The sequence below is a fragment of the Pseudomonas sp. St386 genome (assembly GCF_018325865.1).
GTDB classification, from domain to species: Bacteria; Pseudomonadota; Gammaproteobacteria; order Pseudomonadales; family Pseudomonadaceae; genus Aquipseudomonas; species Aquipseudomonas brassicacearum.
In genome coordinates this window covers 798,433-812,635 of record NZ_AP021900.1, presented here as the reverse complement: position 1 = coordinate 812,635, position 14,203 = coordinate 798,433, and the positions used below count along the sequence as shown (strand labels likewise).

14 protein-coding genes are annotated in these 14,203 nt (G+C 63.2%); 5 read left to right on the top strand and 9 right to left on the bottom strand.

Annotated features, from left to right (window positions below; all coding sequences use genetic code 11):
* The first annotated feature begins 54 nt into the window (after positions 1-54).
* Positions 55-1,083 (top strand): bile acid:sodium symporter family protein, encoded by a 1,029-nt coding sequence (locus KI235_RS03465; protein WP_003197460.1) that lies wholly within the window; start codon positions 55-57, stop codon positions 1,081-1,083.
* Here KI235_RS03465 and KI235_RS03460 read toward each other — a convergent pair.
* Positions 1,070-2,347, bottom strand: coding sequence for an acetyl-CoA C-acetyltransferase (locus KI235_RS03460; RefSeq protein WP_003197458.1), 1,278 nt, complete (start codon positions 2,345-2,347; stop codon positions 1,070-1,072). The genes KI235_RS03465 and KI235_RS03460 overlap by 14 nt on opposite strands.
* A 256-nt stretch (positions 2,348-2,603) precedes the next feature.
* Here KI235_RS03460 and KI235_RS03455 point away from each other — a divergent pair, with 256 nt between their 5' ends.
* Positions 2,604-3,956, top strand: a complete 1,353-nt coding sequence (locus tag KI235_RS03455) for a 3-oxoacyl-ACP reductase (RefSeq protein WP_013692168.1) — start codon at positions 2,604-2,606, stop codon at positions 3,954-3,956.
* A 2-nt stretch (positions 3,957-3,958) separates the two neighbouring features.
* Positions 3,959-4,813 (top strand): MaoC/PaaZ C-terminal domain-containing protein, encoded by an 855-nt coding sequence (locus KI235_RS03450; protein ID WP_013692167.1) that lies wholly within the window; start codon positions 3,959-3,961, stop codon positions 4,811-4,813.
* A 229-nt stretch (positions 4,814-5,042) separates the two neighbouring features.
* On the opposite strand, the gene KI235_RS03445 is transcribed toward KI235_RS03450, so the two are convergent.
* The 4 genes from KI235_RS03445 to KI235_RS03430 are packed head-to-tail and all read right to left on the bottom strand — an operon-like array spanning position 5,043 to position 7,302.
* On the bottom strand, positions 5,043-5,600 hold the full coding sequence (locus KI235_RS03445) for a DUF4136 domain-containing protein (RefSeq protein ID WP_003197453.1): 558 nt from the start codon (positions 5,598-5,600) through the stop codon (positions 5,043-5,045).
* Between the two features lie 20 nt (positions 5,601-5,620).
* A complete protein-coding gene (locus tag KI235_RS03440) occupies positions 5,621-6,238 on the bottom strand; it encodes a DUF4136 domain-containing protein (RefSeq protein WP_014336399.1) in 618 nt (205 codons plus the stop codon).
* A gap of 12 nt (positions 6,239-6,250) precedes the next feature.
* A complete protein-coding gene (locus KI235_RS03435; RefSeq protein ID WP_003197449.1) occupies positions 6,251-7,000 on the bottom strand; it encodes a methyltransferase domain-containing protein in 750 nt (249 codons plus the stop codon).
* Positions 6,997-7,302 (bottom strand): MazG-like family protein, encoded by a 306-nt coding sequence (locus KI235_RS03430; protein ID WP_003186192.1) that lies wholly within the window; start codon positions 7,300-7,302, stop codon positions 6,997-6,999. The genes KI235_RS03435 and KI235_RS03430 overlap by 4 nt, the downstream gene beginning before the upstream one ends.
* Positions 7,303-7,466: 164 nt before the next feature.
* Between KI235_RS03430 and KI235_RS03425 the strand changes: the two genes are divergently transcribed.
* On the top strand, positions 7,467-7,760 hold the full coding sequence (locus KI235_RS03425) for a hypothetical protein (RefSeq protein WP_003197447.1): 294 nt from the start codon (positions 7,467-7,469) through the stop codon (positions 7,758-7,760).
* Between the two features lie 210 nt (positions 7,761-7,970).
* The gene (locus tag KI235_RS03420) at positions 7,971-9,320 is read left to right on the top strand and encodes an MATE family efflux transporter (RefSeq protein WP_060613229.1); all 1,350 of its coding nucleotides are present in this window, start codon (positions 7,971-7,973) and stop codon (positions 9,318-9,320) included.
* A gap of 3 nt (positions 9,321-9,323) precedes the next feature.
* Here KI235_RS03420 and KI235_RS03415 read toward each other — a convergent pair whose 3' ends face one another.
* From KI235_RS03415 to KI235_RS03400, 4 genes are all read right to left on the bottom strand, one after another.
* Positions 9,324-10,121 carry a DUF4123 domain-containing protein gene (locus KI235_RS03415; RefSeq protein ID WP_013692165.1) on the bottom strand — a complete coding sequence of 266 codons (798 nt, stop codon included), beginning with the start codon at positions 10,119-10,121 and terminating at the stop codon, positions 9,324-9,326.
* Positions 10,118-11,425: a contractile injection system protein, VgrG/Pvc8 family gene (locus KI235_RS03410; protein ID WP_027911817.1), complete on the bottom strand. Its 1,308-nt coding sequence runs from the start codon at positions 11,423-11,425 to the stop codon at positions 10,118-10,120. The genes KI235_RS03415 and KI235_RS03410 overlap by 4 nt, the downstream gene beginning before the upstream one ends.
* A 280-nt stretch (positions 11,426-11,705) precedes the next feature.
* Positions 11,706-13,619, bottom strand: a complete 1,914-nt coding sequence (gene speA, locus KI235_RS03405) for an arginine decarboxylase (protein WP_003197437.1) — start codon at positions 13,617-13,619, stop codon at positions 11,706-11,708.
* 211 nt (positions 13,620-13,830) lie between these two features.
* A complete protein-coding gene (locus KI235_RS03400; protein WP_003197435.1) occupies positions 13,831-14,202 on the bottom strand; it encodes a translation initiation factor Sui1 in 372 nt (123 codons plus the stop codon).
* Position 14,203: the final 1 nt, after the last annotated feature.

Genomic DNA, 14,203 nt, shown 5'->3' with positions numbered 1-14,203 from the left:
CTGGTAGGGACGACGTTAGGCTAAGTCGACTTTTCTTACAACTTGCGGTGCCCTATGCATATCCTCAGACACCTCAAACGCATGGTGACCGACTGGTTCCTGTGCGGCATGTTGCTCGCCACGCTGCTGGCGTACTTCTTTCCAACCTTTGGTGCCACGGGCGGTGCCATGCATGCCGAATGGGTGGTCAACATCGGCATCTTCGTGGTGTTCTTCCTGCACGGGGTCAACCTGTCCGGCGAACAGATCCGCCACGGTTTGAAGAACATCCGCCTGCACGTGATGGTGCAGGGTTTCACCTTTGGCGTGTTTCCGTTGCTCTGGCTGATCAGCCACTGGCTAGTCGGCAGCCACGTGCCGGCGCTGTTGATGCTGGGGTTCTTCTACCTGTGCGCCCTGCCCTCGACCATTTCTTCCTCGGTGGCGCTGACCGGCAGTGCCGGCGGTAACGTGCCGGCGGCGATTCTCAACGCGAGCCTGTCCAGCGTACTGGGGATTTTCCTGACACCGTTGCTGGTCAGTTTCGTGGTCGGCAGCGGCGCCGGTGGCATCGACCTGGGGTCCACCTTGCTCGACCTGTGCATGATGTTGCTGCTGCCACTGGTGCTGGGGCAGTTCCTGCGGCGTTGGTTGGCTGGCTTTTTCGGCAGGTACAAGCGCTACACCAGCATCATCGACAAACTGGTGATCCTGCTGCTGGTCTATGCCGCGTTCTGCAACTCGATGGTGTCCGGCATCTGGCAACAGCAAGGCCACGGCGTGCTATTGAGCGCAGTGCTTGGTAGTGCCGTGCTGCTGGCGATCATCTTGTGGGCGACCACCCGTACCGCCCGCGCCCTGCAATTGCGCAGCGCCGATGAAGTTGCCGCGGTGTTCTGTGCCAGCAAGAAATCCCTCGCCGCCGGGGTGCCCATGGCGGCGTTGATTTTTGGCAACCATCCCGGCCTGGGGCTGATCCTGCTGCCGATCATGATCTATCACCCGCTGCAGTTGATCGTCTGCTCGATCCTCGCCGAGCGCTACGCCAGCCATCACCGGGAACTGGCGTCCCGCCAGGACGGCGCCGTCCTCAGCGCTCGATAATCGCCGTCACCCCCTGGCCCGCTGCGGCGCAGATGGAAATCAAGCCGCGACCTCGCCCGGCGGCATCGAGCAACTTGGCGAGGTTGGCGACAATGCGCCCGCCCGTGGCGGCAAACGGGTGCCCGGCGGCCAGGGAACTGCCCTTGACGTTCAACCGGCTGCGGTCGATGGACCCTAGCGGCGCGTCGAGCCCCAGGCGGGTCTTGCAGTAGTCCGGGTCTTCCCAGGCCTTCAATGTGCACAACACCTGGGCGGCGAACGCTTCATGGATCTCGTAGTAATCAAAGTCCTGCAAGGTCAAACCGTTGCGCGCCAGCAATCGCGGCACGGCGTAGACCGGGGCCATCAACAGCCCTTCGGCGCCATTGACGAAATCCACCGCCGCCGTTTCACCGTCGCGCAGGTACGCCAGAATCGGCAGGCCTCGGGCCTTGGCCCACTCTTCGCTGCCCAGCAGCACCAACGAAGCACCATCGGTCAATGGCGTGGAATTACCCGCGGTCATCGTGCCCTTGGCGCTTTTTTCGAAGGCCGGCTTGAGGGAGGCGAGTTTTTCCGGGGTCAGGTCCGGGCGCAGGTTGTTGTCCCGGGTCAGGCCAAGGAACGGTGTCATCAAGTCGTTCTGCCAACCTTCGGCATAGGACGCGGCCATTTTCTGATGGCTTTCCAGGGCCAGTTGGTCTTGCGCCTCCCGGGGGATCTGCCAGGTCTGGGCCATCAACTCGCAATGCTCACCCATGTTCAGGCCGGTGCGCGGTTCATTGATGCGCGGCAGGTCGGGGACCAGGTGCTGGGGGCGCAGCTGCAGGAAGGTCTTGATCTTGTCCGCGGTGGTCTTGGCGCGATTGGCTTGCAGCAGGATCCTGCGCAGCCCTTCATTGACCGCGATCGGCGCATCCGAGGTGGTGTCGACGCCGCCGGCAATGCCGCTGTCGATCTGCCCCAGGGCAATCTTGTTGGCCACCAGCAGCACTGTCTCCAATCCGGTGCCACAGGCCTGTTGTACGTCATAGGCCGGCGTCATCGGTGACAGCCGCGAGCCAAGCACGCATTCGCGGGTCATGTTCATATCGCGGGAGTGCTTGAGCACCGCACCGGCAGCCACTTCACCGATGTGCAAGCCATGCAGGTTGTAGCGTTCGATCAGCCCCTCGAGGGCTGCCGTCAACATCGCCTGGTTGCTGGCGGTGGCATAGGCCCCGTTGGAGCGGGCGAACGGAATGCGGTTACCACCGATGATCGCGACGCGGCGTAGTTGTGTCATGAAGAACTCCCCTGTAGGTCTAATGCACTAAGAACACTCAACCGCACCCTGTGGGAGCAAAGCTTGCTCGCGATGAACGATGACGCGACGTACCTGAAAAACGCGGTGTCTGCATCGCGAGCAAACTTTGCTCCCACAGGGGGGCGGTGCCCTGGAAAAAGCGCTCCCGCTCAAGCTTAGGCTTTATCTCGCCAATCGAACGACTGATTGCCAATCATGGTCCACACTTGGAACCTCATCAGCCGGAGTGTGTTCCATGTCTGACCGTTATATCGACTTTGCCAACTCGCCCATTGGCCGGCGCATGGTCGGGTCCCTCGGCCTGCCATCGCCGGTACGCCTGGAACGCTGGCAGGCCGGGCGCCTGCGGCCGATCGAAGGCGCATTGCTACTGGGCGGCGGGCCGTTGACCGAGCAGATCGGTACGTTTGCCAAGCGCCTGACCGATACCATCTTCATCTACGGCGGCGAGCCGACCCTGGCCACCGAGTGGATCCCTGGCCACGGCCCGAAAATCAAGGCGGTGGTGTACGACGCCAGCCATTTGGTGCAGGCCGACCAGCTCAAGCAGCTGCGGGAATTTTTCCAGCCGCTGATGAAAAACCTCGACCACAGCGCCCATGTCGTCATCCTCGGTCGCGCGCCGGAAAAACTTGCCGACCCGTTCGCCGCCAGTGCCCAGCGAGCGCTGGAGGGTTTCAGCCGTTCCCTGGCCAAAGAGCTGCGCCACGGCGGGACGCTGCAACTGCTGTACGTCGGCGACGGCGCCGAAGCCCAGCTGGAAGGTGCGCTGCGGTTTTTCCTGTCGCCCAAGAGCGCCTTCATCTCCGGGCAGGTCATTCGTCTCAACGCCTGTGACACCCAGGTCCAGGACTGGACCCGACCGCTCACGGGGCTCAAGGCGCTGGTCACTGGCGCAGCCCGCGGGATCGGCGCCTCCATCGCCGAAACCCTGGCCCGCGATGGCGCCGACGTGATCCTCCTGGACGTCCCGCAAGCCAAGACCGACCTCGACGCCCTGGCGGCACGCCTGAGCGGACGCAGCGTCACGCTGGATATCTGCGCCGAAGACGCCGCCGCACAGTTGATCGGGCACCTGCCCGACGGCGTCGACATCGTGGTGCATAACGCCGGCATCACCCGGGACAAGACCCTCGCCAACATGACCCCGGAGTTCTGGGACGCGGTACTGGCCGTCAACCTCAACGCCCCGCAAGTGCTGACCAAGGCCCTGCTCGACAGCGGCACCCTGCGCGACAATGGCCGGGTGATTCTGCTGGCGTCCATCAGCGGCATTGCCGGCAACCGTGGGCAGACCAACTATGCGGCGAGCAAGGCCGGACTGATCGGCCTGGCTCAGGCCTGGGCGCCGGTGCTGCAGCCACGCGGTATCAGCATCAACGCCGTGGCGCCGGGCTTCATTGAAACCCGCATGACCGCCGACATCCCCTTCGCCTTGCGCGAAGCCGGGCGGCGCATGAGCTCCCTGGGCCAGGGCGGCCTGCCCCAGGATGTCGCCGAAGCCGTGGCCTGGCTCGCGCAACCGGGCACGGGCGCCGTGACCGGGCAGGCGCTGCGGGTATGCGGGCAAAGCCTTCTGGGAGCGTGACCATGACGATCCAATGGCAGGAAGTCAGCAGCCCGTCCTCCATGTCCGGGCTTTACTGGAAAGCGGTGACACGGCGCAAGGTCACCGGAACGACCCTGCCCGAGGAAGGACTGCGTCAAGTGCTTCAAGTCGACCCGCAACGCCTGGCGGCCTATCGCAAAGTCTGCGGTTTCGTCGATAACGGACTGCTGCCGTCGACCTATCCCCACGTCTTGGCGTTTGCCCTGCAAATGCAATTGCTCACCGCACGGAATTTTCCATTCCCACTGCTGGGGCTGATCCACTTGAGCAACCGCATTCGTGTATTGCGGCCCATGGGCGGGGTTGGCCAGGTGCGGGCCAGCGTCAATGTCGAGAATCTTCAAGCCCACCCCAAGGGCGCGGTATTCGACCTGGTGACCCGCCTCGATGATCAGTTGGGGCCGCTATGGGAGGCCCAGAGCCAGATGCTGTGCAAAGGCGTCCAGCTCGACGGGGCACTCGTGGAGGACTCGCCGCAGGCCAGCCTGTCCTTGATTGAAGTCGCACGCTGGACCGCACCAACGGACATCGGCCGGCAATACGCCAAGGTGTCCGGCGACTACAACCCGATTCACCTGAGCGGCATCAGCGCCCGGTTGTTCGGCTTCCCCACCGCCATCGCCCATGGCCTGTGGAACAAGGCCCGGACCTTGGCGGCGCTGGATGACCACCTGCCCGAGGCCAACATCGAGATCGATGTGACCTTCAAGAAACCGGTGCGCCTGCCCAGTGAGGTGATACTGCTGTCGAGCGCGGCGGGGTCCAGTGGGCAACTGCAACTGGTAGGGGCTGGGGGTTTGGAGCATATGGTAGGAGAGTGGCGGCCGGTTGCCTGAGCACCATGATGGTCTCCACACCCTTCCCCTGTGGGAGCGAGCCTGCTCGCGAAGGCGGTGGGTCTGCTTACATCCAGGTTGAATGTATTGCCGTCATCGCGAGCAAGCTCGCTCCCACAGTTTGTTCCGGGGTGTTCACAGAACAGGTGGCCGCCACAAAATCCCTGTGGGAGCGAGCTTGCTCGCGATGGCGGTGGGTCAGCTCACATCCATCTTGAATACGTCGTGGTCAACGCGGCGGGTAGTTGGACAGGATCCGTCCCACCGTCTCGCGCACGGCCGTGTTGCGGTCAGTCGGGTTGGGGGAGTTGCTGAGCAGTTGTTCGTCACTGCCACGCCACACCAGCTTGCCGTCCTTGCCATCGAGCAGGTCGATCTGCACGGTGGCGACCTTGTAGCTGATGTTGCGGGTTTCGTTGTACATCGGTCCGCCCCAATAGCCATTCCAAGGGCCGCCCCAACCGCCGCCGCCGTAGTTGGTGGTGATCTGCTGCTGGCGGTCCTCGACGATCAAATAGGCCTGGACCAGTACATCGCCATGCCCGCCAGCCGCCGGACGCAGGCCGCGCTGGTCGAGTTGATCGGCAACCGCCTGGCGGATCCGCTGTTCGGTCAGGTCGCTCTTGATGCGAGGGTCATCGGGGCGATATTGCAGCGCCGGCTCTTTCCAGCTCCAACTGCGATACGCCGCGAAATCGCGGCTGGTGTCGAAGTCATGGTTGACCTGGTTAGAGGCACAAGCGCCCAGCAACAGGGTGAAGGCCAGTAGAGCAAGACGGCGAAACATGGTTTTTCTCCGTTGCGTAATCAACTTGGAGGATACGCCGACATGGCTTTTTCCACCGCCGCACGAATGGCATCGGTGCGCTCGCTCTGACTGCCCCGCTGGCCGGTCTCGGCGCTGGCGCTCCACACCGGTTGCCCCGTACGGGCATCGAACAGGTCTACCCGCACCACCACGACCTGCTCCTGATACGTGCGCACCATCGGCACCGGATGGTACATGCCATAACCCGGACCATAGCGGTCATAACGGTTATAGCCGCCGTAGTAGCCGGCATCGTAGTCATCCCGGACCTGGCGCACGCGGGTTTCCAGACGCAGGTCGGCGCTGACGAACAGGTCGGCGGGACGGTTGTCATGCAGCGGGCGCAGGCCACGCTGGTCCAGGGCATTGCTCACCGCTTCGGCCACCTGGGCCGAATCCGCCCAGGCGGTACCCGACGGCAGGCGCCCGTCGCGCCAGGCCCAACTGCGGTAGCGCCCGTAGTCACGGGGCGGCGCAGGATAAGCACTGCGGTCAAACACCGTGGCGGCCTCGGGCGGCGCCGGCGGCAGCGGATTGGACGTGGCGACATAGGGGTTGCTGCCCTGGCAAGCCGCCAGTCCCAGACACAGCATCAACAACCCTGAACGACCTTTCATTTCGCTCTCCGGTCACACTGGACGGCAGATCCAGTGCAGATAACGTCCCAACCCGGCAAACGCCGGATGGCGACGGTGGGCCAGTTCCATTTCCAGCAACTGCGCAAGCTCCACGCGCCCCTGGAACTCCACCGGCATGTAGTCATGGAAAACCCGCACACCACTCTGGTTTTCGACCTGCCACAGGCCTTCAAGTTGCGCCGCCAATTCTCGCGGATCAAGGGGTTGTTGCGGCGTCAGGCTCTGTTTTTCGCCGGCCATGTCGTTTTTGCGCAACTTGCGAAAATGCCCCTTGAGCAGGTTGCGATAGACCAGCGCGTCGCGGTTGTAGAACGCCAGGGACAGCCAGCCGCCCGGGACTGTGAGTTGATGCAGCACCGGCAGGATCGCATAGGGCTCAGCCAGCCATTCCAGCACCGCGTGACACAACACCAGGTCGTAAGGCTCGGTGAGCTGGCCGAGCAGGTCCTGCCACGGTGCCTGGATGAACGTGGCGCTCTGGCCCGCCTCGGCAAAGCGCTGGCGGGCGCCTTCGAGCATGGGCTCGGCCGGCTCGGCCAGGGTCACCTGGTGACCGCGCTCGGCCAGCCACAACGACATGTGGCCCAGGCCCGCGCCGATGTCCAGCACGCGCAACGGACGCTGTGGCAAGCTTTCCAGCAGATCGGCCTGAAGCACCGCCAGGCGGATCGCCCCCTTGGCCCCGCCGTAGATTTTTTCCGCAAAGCGCGTGGCGAGCTGATCGAAATGACGGTCGCTCATTGGCCGAACCGCCGTTCGCTGTCGGCGAGCTTGCTGCGCACCACGGCGTCCATGTCCAGGCCCAGTTCGCTGCAAAGCAGCAACAGGTACAACACGATGTCACCGACCTCCTGCCCGGCGTGGGCCAGTTTGTCCGCCGGCAACTGGCGCGACTGGTCCTCGGTCAGCCACTGGAAAATCTCCACCAGTTCGGCCATTTCCACACTGGCGGCCATGGCGAGGTTTTTCGGGCTGTGGAATTGCCGCCAATCGTTACGGTCACGAATGGCATGCAGGCGTTCGGTCAGTTCAACAAGGTTCATCGGGTTCTCCTGAATGCGCATAGCTTCAGGGGGATGACCAGCGAAGGCAAGAGTCTCGGTACGAAGCGACGGTTTGCCCCATAATCGAACCAACTCGGCCGCCACAGCTCCTACAATCAGGAGCCAACGGCTCAGCTCGGATCCCCTCCCATCAGGATGCACATATGCAGGTAGAAAGCTTTTTCGAATGGCTCGGCCAGGCGCTCGGTTCGGTAATCCGTTTCATCGTCGACCTGCTCAGCGGCTTGTTCAACACCCTGGCCAATGCTGGCGGCAACTTCGTCGATGGGCTATCACGCACCCTGGGCATGGACACCTCGATCATCAGCATCATCGCGCTGATCCTCGGGCTGATGCTGCTCTACTCGGCGATCCGCGCGTTCATGCGGGCCTCGATCGTCATGGGCATCATCTGGCTGGTGCTGGGGTTGTGGTTGTTGAGTTGGATCATTCACTAGGGCCCAGAGCACTGGGTGGGAGCAAAGCTTGCTCGCGATACAGGCGCCTCGGTTCCCTGAAAGACCGCGTCATCTTCATCGCGGGCAAGCCTTGCTCCCACAGATTTTCTTGAGATCGAACGCAGAGCGTCCCTAGGGGCATTCACACGCGGAGCGTGGGAACGATCAATGCGAGAACCCGCTACAATCGCGCTCCATCAAGGAGCCCGCATGTCCAACCTGACCACCGACTGGCGCGACCGCCTTACCCATCGCCGGGTCTGGGCGCTGGCTGCGCCGATGATTCTCTCGAACATTTCCGTACCGCTGGTGGCCTTGGTGGACAGCACCGTCATCGGCCATTTGCCCCATGCTCATCAGTTGGGCGCCGTGGCGGTCGGGGCGAGTTTGTATACGGTACTGGCGTGGGCCATGGGCTTCTTGCGCATGGGCACCACCGGGTTCGCCGCCCAGGCCGCCGGACGTGGTGACGGGGCGGCGTTGCGACAAGTGTTGTTGCAAGGACTGCTGTTGGCGATGGGGTTGGCGGTACTGCTCGGTGCCGTCGGCGTGCCATTGAGCGACGTGGCGTTGCACTTCATGCAGCCGTCCGCCGAGCTCAACCAGTTGACCCGTGACTTCTTCCACACCCGGCTCTTCGGCTTGCCGGCGGCGCTGGCCAGCTATGCGCTGGTAGGCTGGTTCCTCGGCGCCCAGAATGCCCGGGCCCCGCTGGCGATCCTGCTGGTAACCAACCTGGTCAACATCGCCCTGAACCTGTGGTTCGTGATCGGCCTGGACTGGGGCGTGACCGGCTCGGCCCGGGCGTCGGTAATCGCCGAGTGGACCGGCGCGCTGGTCGGCCTGGCCCTGGCCCGCAACACACTGCGCGCCTGGCCCGGGCAAATCGCCTGGGCCGCCCTGGGACTGTGGCACAGCTGGCGCCCGTTGCTGGCGGTGAACCGGGACATTTTCATCCGCAGCCTGGCGCTGCAAGCGGTGTTTTTCCTGATCACCGTGCAAGGCGCACGCCTGGGGGATGCGACCGTCGCGGCCAATGCCCTGCTGCTCAACGGCCTGTTGCTGACAGCCCATGCCCTGGACGGCCTGGCCCATGCCGTCGAAGCGCTGTGCGGCCATGCCATTGGCGCCCGCGACCGCCTGGCCCTGCGTCGCTCGCTGGTGGTGGCGTGCGGCTGGTCGTTGATTGCCAGCCTGGGCTTTGCACTGCTGTTCCTGCTCGCCGGCCACCTGTTCATCGACATGCAGACCAACATCCCCGACGTGCGCGCCACCGCTTATCACTACCTGCCATACCTGGCGGCCCTGCCACTGATTGCGGTCTGGAGTTACTTGCTCGACGGGCTGTTCATCGGCGCCACCCGTGCCCGGGAAATGCGCAACGGCATGCTACTGACCCTGCTGCTGGTGCAGCCCATCGCCTGGGCGCTGCAAGGGTTGGGCAACCATGGGCTGTGGATCACCTTCCTGCTGTTCATGGCCCTGCGCAGCCTGACCCTCGGTGCTTTCGCCTGGCACTTGCAGCGACACGATCGCTGGCTCGGTGCATCTGCCCACTAACGCTCAATCCTGGCGGCCCTGCCAGCGCCGACGCAGATGCTCGAACCGCTCGCGCTGCGAACCGCCCACCAGGCCAGATACTGGCCGCGCATCGGGGTATTGCAGGCGCAGCCACAGCCAGTCATCGAGCACCGCCCGCTCGGTAAACCCCAGCGCCAGGCCCTGCTGCAAATTCCCCCAGAGCCGCTGGTAATCACACCCGGTAGCACGGGACCATTGCCAGGCGTGACGCTCCAGCAGGCATCGTTGCAACTGGCCCTGTTGTCGGTCGCTGAGGCCGTGCTCCTTCTCCAGCGCCGCCACCGACAGCCCCGGGTTGGACAGTTGTTGCCAACCCTGGCTGCCGATCGCCCGGTCGGCCCAGGTGCCGCCAAACCAGCGCAACAAACTGATCGGCCCCAGCCAACAACTGAGCTCCCGAGGGTCGCAACCGTCGAAGAAGTAGCTGGCGATGTGCGGGTTGTAATAGCTCAACAACGCTTTGTGATGCAGGCCCAGGGTCACCGTCAGCATGCGCCGCAGATGCGCCAGCAATTGCGCAGCGGGCGATGGGCTGACCAACAACAGCCCCGGCCAGGAACGTGGGTCCAGATGACAGAGGCTGGCCAGCGCCGGCGAATGGCGCAAATCCACCAACAGCGGACCGTGCTCTCGCAGCCCATGCAGCTCGGTGTTTTCAAACAAGGCAAAGCACCGGGCCTTGGCGAACTGCGCGCGCACAAGCCGCCCAGCGCCAGGCGCACTCGGTACGTCAAGCAGCAGCCATTGCGGCGTTGATCCAGGCAGGGCCGCGGCGTTCATCGAGCAATGCCCGCACCGCGCCGCATGAGCATACGGCAGGTGCACAGTGGCTGGGCGCAGGGGCTGAAAGGCCCGCCTTCGGGTAACAAGCACAACAAGATCAGCGGCTCGGCGTCCCGGATTGCGGACAACAGGCGCGGATCGGCAACCGACGGCCCATATGTTTCGCCTGTGGATGATTCATCCACAACCTCTACTGGGGCAGGCGCATTCAGAAATGCACTGATCAATGGCCGATCCGGATCGCCTTCGATAAAGCTCACCAGCACCTCGGTGCCGTCACTCAAGGCGTCCGCCCCGCCCATGGCCAGTTCGGGCGCCAAAGGCAGCCAGCAATGACTGGGGCTGGAGCCTTCGCCCTGGTAGACCCAGTCAAACTGCACCGCCACGCGCCCCGCTCCCAGCTCCGGCGGTTCATCCACCGCCACGACCCAGCCACGTTGCCGGCTCACCATGCGTGGTTTTGCAGGGACCTCGTCCGGCACGAACAGCACGCCCCGGGGAATCGCCTTGAAATGATTGCCGTACACCCCCGCCTGTGCGCGGTGCTCGACCTTCGTCAGCAGCCAGCGCCGGTTCCAGCCGGCAAACGGATGGGCCGTCAGCGTCAGCACCTGACCACTCTGCAGGTTCATCAAATCGCTGTGGCCCTGGGCGACCTGCTCCCCCGACACATCGGTTTGCACGCTGAAGGAGCGCACCGCGGCAATCGGATCGTCGTCCGCATAACCCGTCTTACCGGCAGGGGGAAAACTGTGCGGATTATCAGCGAACACCAGGCAATGCCCGTCCCGAGTGTGTTCGAAATGAAAGTGGATACCCGCCTGGGCGCATAGGCGCTGCAGGAACTGCAGGTCCGACTCTCGATACTGGGTACAGAAATCCTGCAGCGGATAATCGCCACTCAAGTCCAGGCACAGGCTGCGGCCACTGATGCCATGGGCCTTGAGCACCTGGCGAATGATCTGCGGCACCGAACGGGCGCTGAAGACCCGCTGGCTGAAACGCTGCGCCAGACAGGCCAGCTTCGGCCCGATACGCACCCGGCAGCCGGCGCCATGACGGTGTTGGACCAACTCATGAAGCTGCCCATGAATGCCTCGGCCTGGGGTCCCGAAACTCAACCAGACGCTGCGGTACAACAGGCCCGCCAGGTCCAGGTTCGCGTCGCGCAACAACAGTTGTGCTTCATAGACGAAGGGTTCGCTGATCGCTTCGCTACCCGTGAAGGCCACGACGTCAACAGGCTCGGGCAGACCGGCTATCTCCAGACGAAAGGCTGGTTCGCTGGCTGGATCGGACATCGGCGTTTCTCTACAGGAGGGGCGGTCGGGGATTCTCGCCGAGAGCCATGGCCGAGTAGAGGGGCCAAGTACAAGTTAGGAAAGGGACTACACGAAATAAGGACATCGCCAGTTAAATGCACCGACGTTCAGAAATAACGACGGCACAAATTAAAACGCCCTCCGGGACTGTCCGAAAAAACCCGCAGCGTGCGGTGCATTTTCTGACAGCCCGGGAGGGCATTGCCGATCAGTTAAATAAACCTGTGGCGAGGGAGCTTGCTCCCGCCACAGGGTTCTATCAGGAAGACAGGTAGGACGAACGCGTCAGCCCCAGGCGCAAGGCATCGAGGAACTGGGTACGTTCAGCGGCGCTGATGCGGGCGCTGGCGCACTTGTCGCGGTAGTGAGTCATCAACTCCTCCGGCGACAGGTGCACGTAGCGCAGCATGTCCTCGATGGTGTCGTGGGTTTCGATACCGGCGTGGTACACGCTGCCATCGGCGTTCTGGTAGATGTTCACCGAGTCGGTGTCACCGAACAGGTTGTGCATGTCACCGAGGATTTCCTGGTAGGCGCCCACCAGGAAGATGCCCAGCAGATAGTCTTCATCCGGCTTGAGTGCGTGAACCGGCAGGCTGGTCTCGATGCTCTGCTCGTCGACGTACTGCTTGATCTTGCCGTCGGAGTCACAGGTCAGGTCTTGCAGCACGGCGCGGCGCAGCGGCTCTTCGTCCAGGCGATGCAGCGGCAGGATCGGCAACACCTGGCCGATGGCCCAGGTGTCCGGCAGGCTCTGGAACACCGAGAAGTTGCAGATGTATTTGTCGGCCAACTTGTCGTTGAGCTCATCCAGCACCTGGCGGTGCGAGCGCTGGCGCGCCTTCAACGAGTTGTGCAGGCGACGGCACACCGCAAAGTAGCACTGCTCGGCCAAGGCTTTTTCGGCCAGGGTCAGCTTGCCGTCGGCATATTGGGTCGCCACGTCGCTCATGTAGTGGGTGGCGCGCCAGTAAGTCTCGGTGACCATCTCGATATCGGTCGGGCCCAGCAGGTCGACCAGCCATTGCACGGTTTCCGGCAGTTCCTGCTTGTTGTCGATCGCCGGCACGTCGTCGTTGTGTTTCTCGACGTCGGTCACCTGCACCACCAGCATGGCGTGGTGAGCGGTCAGCGAGCGGCCGCTTTCGGAGAAGATGTTCGGATGCGGCAGGCTCTGGGCATCGCAGAACTCCTTGAGCATGCCGACCACGACACCGGCGTAATCGTCCATGTCGTAGTTGATCGAACTGGCATTGCGCGAGTGCGTGCCGTCGTAGTCCACACCCAAGCCACCGCCGACGTCGATGTGATCCACCGGCAGGCCGAGGTTGCGCAGCTCACCGTAGTAACGGATCGCTTCCTTGAAGCCGTGCTGGTAGTCCGCCAGGTTGGCGATCTGCGAGCCCATGTGGAAGTGCAGCAGGCGAATACCCTGGTCCAGGCCGGCAGCCCGGAAGCGCTCGACCACCGACAGCAGTTGCGCGGCCGACAAGCCGAACTTGGACTTCTCGCCACCGGTATCGGCCCACTTGCTCGACGCCAGGGACGACAGGCGCACACGCAAGCCGACCTGCGGCTTGACCTTGAGCGTTGCCGCCTCTTCGATCACCAGGCCGACTTCGGACTCTTTCTCGATGACGATGAAGACGTTGTGACCGAGCTTCTGGCCCATCAGCGCCAGACGGATGAATTCGCGGTCCTTGTAGCCGTTGCAGACGATGGTGCCGCCCTTCGGCGCCAGGGCCAGGACCGCCAGCAGCTCCGGCTTGGAACCGGCTTCCAGGCCGATGGAGACGTTCTGGGTGGCGATGATGTTCTCGATCACCGCTTCCTGCTGGTTGACCTTGATCGGATAGAGCGCGGTGTACTTGCTCTGGTATTCCAGGCGCGCGATGTTGCTGTCGAAGGCGCCGGTGAGCTGGCGCACACGGTCTTGCAGGATATCGGGGAAGCGCACCAGCAAGGGCAGCGACAGGCCGCTCTGGCGCAACTGGTCGACTTGCTCGAACAGGTCGATGGGCGAGCTGTCGGGACCGTTCGGACGGACTTCGACGCGACCGGCTTCATTGATCGCGAAATACCCGGCCCCCCAATGGCGAATCCCGTAAACACTGCGGCTGTCCGCAACTGTCCATTGGCTGCCATCGTCTTTGCGTGTGCGTCGTACGGACATCGAAGTCCCCTATAAAGAAGTCAAAATGCACCATCCGGTCGGAGGCTGGGGCAGTCTAGAGAGTGAAAATGACGAATTGCCTGTTAGCAAGGTAGACCCTGCTCCCAGCGATGAGTTTAGAAACCCGTTCAGAACAGGCTCTGTGAAAACCATGCGGGCGACCTCGAACGTTGAGTTCGGGTCAAGCCGAGGGTGGTTTTCACAGAGGCTGCTAGCCGCCGGATTTCTTTGCCTTGAAGCCGTGCTTGACCAGTTCCGCCAGCAGCAGCTCGACGTGATCGCCCTGGATCTCGATGATGCCGTCTTTCAACGCACCACCGGTGCCACAGCGCTTCTTCAACGTGGTGGCCAGCTCCTTGAGCGCGTCTTCGGCCAACGGCACGCCAGTGATCGTGGTCACCGTCTTGCCGCCGCGACCTTTGCTTTCACGGCGCACGCGCGCAATGCCGTCACCGGCAGGGATGGCGGTCTGTTTGCAGATGCAGGCATCCACCGGCTGACGGCAATCAGGACAATGACGACCGGCGTCGGTAGAAAATACCAGGCCGCCCAGGGCGGCGAAGGATGCGGCTTTTTTGGCCACC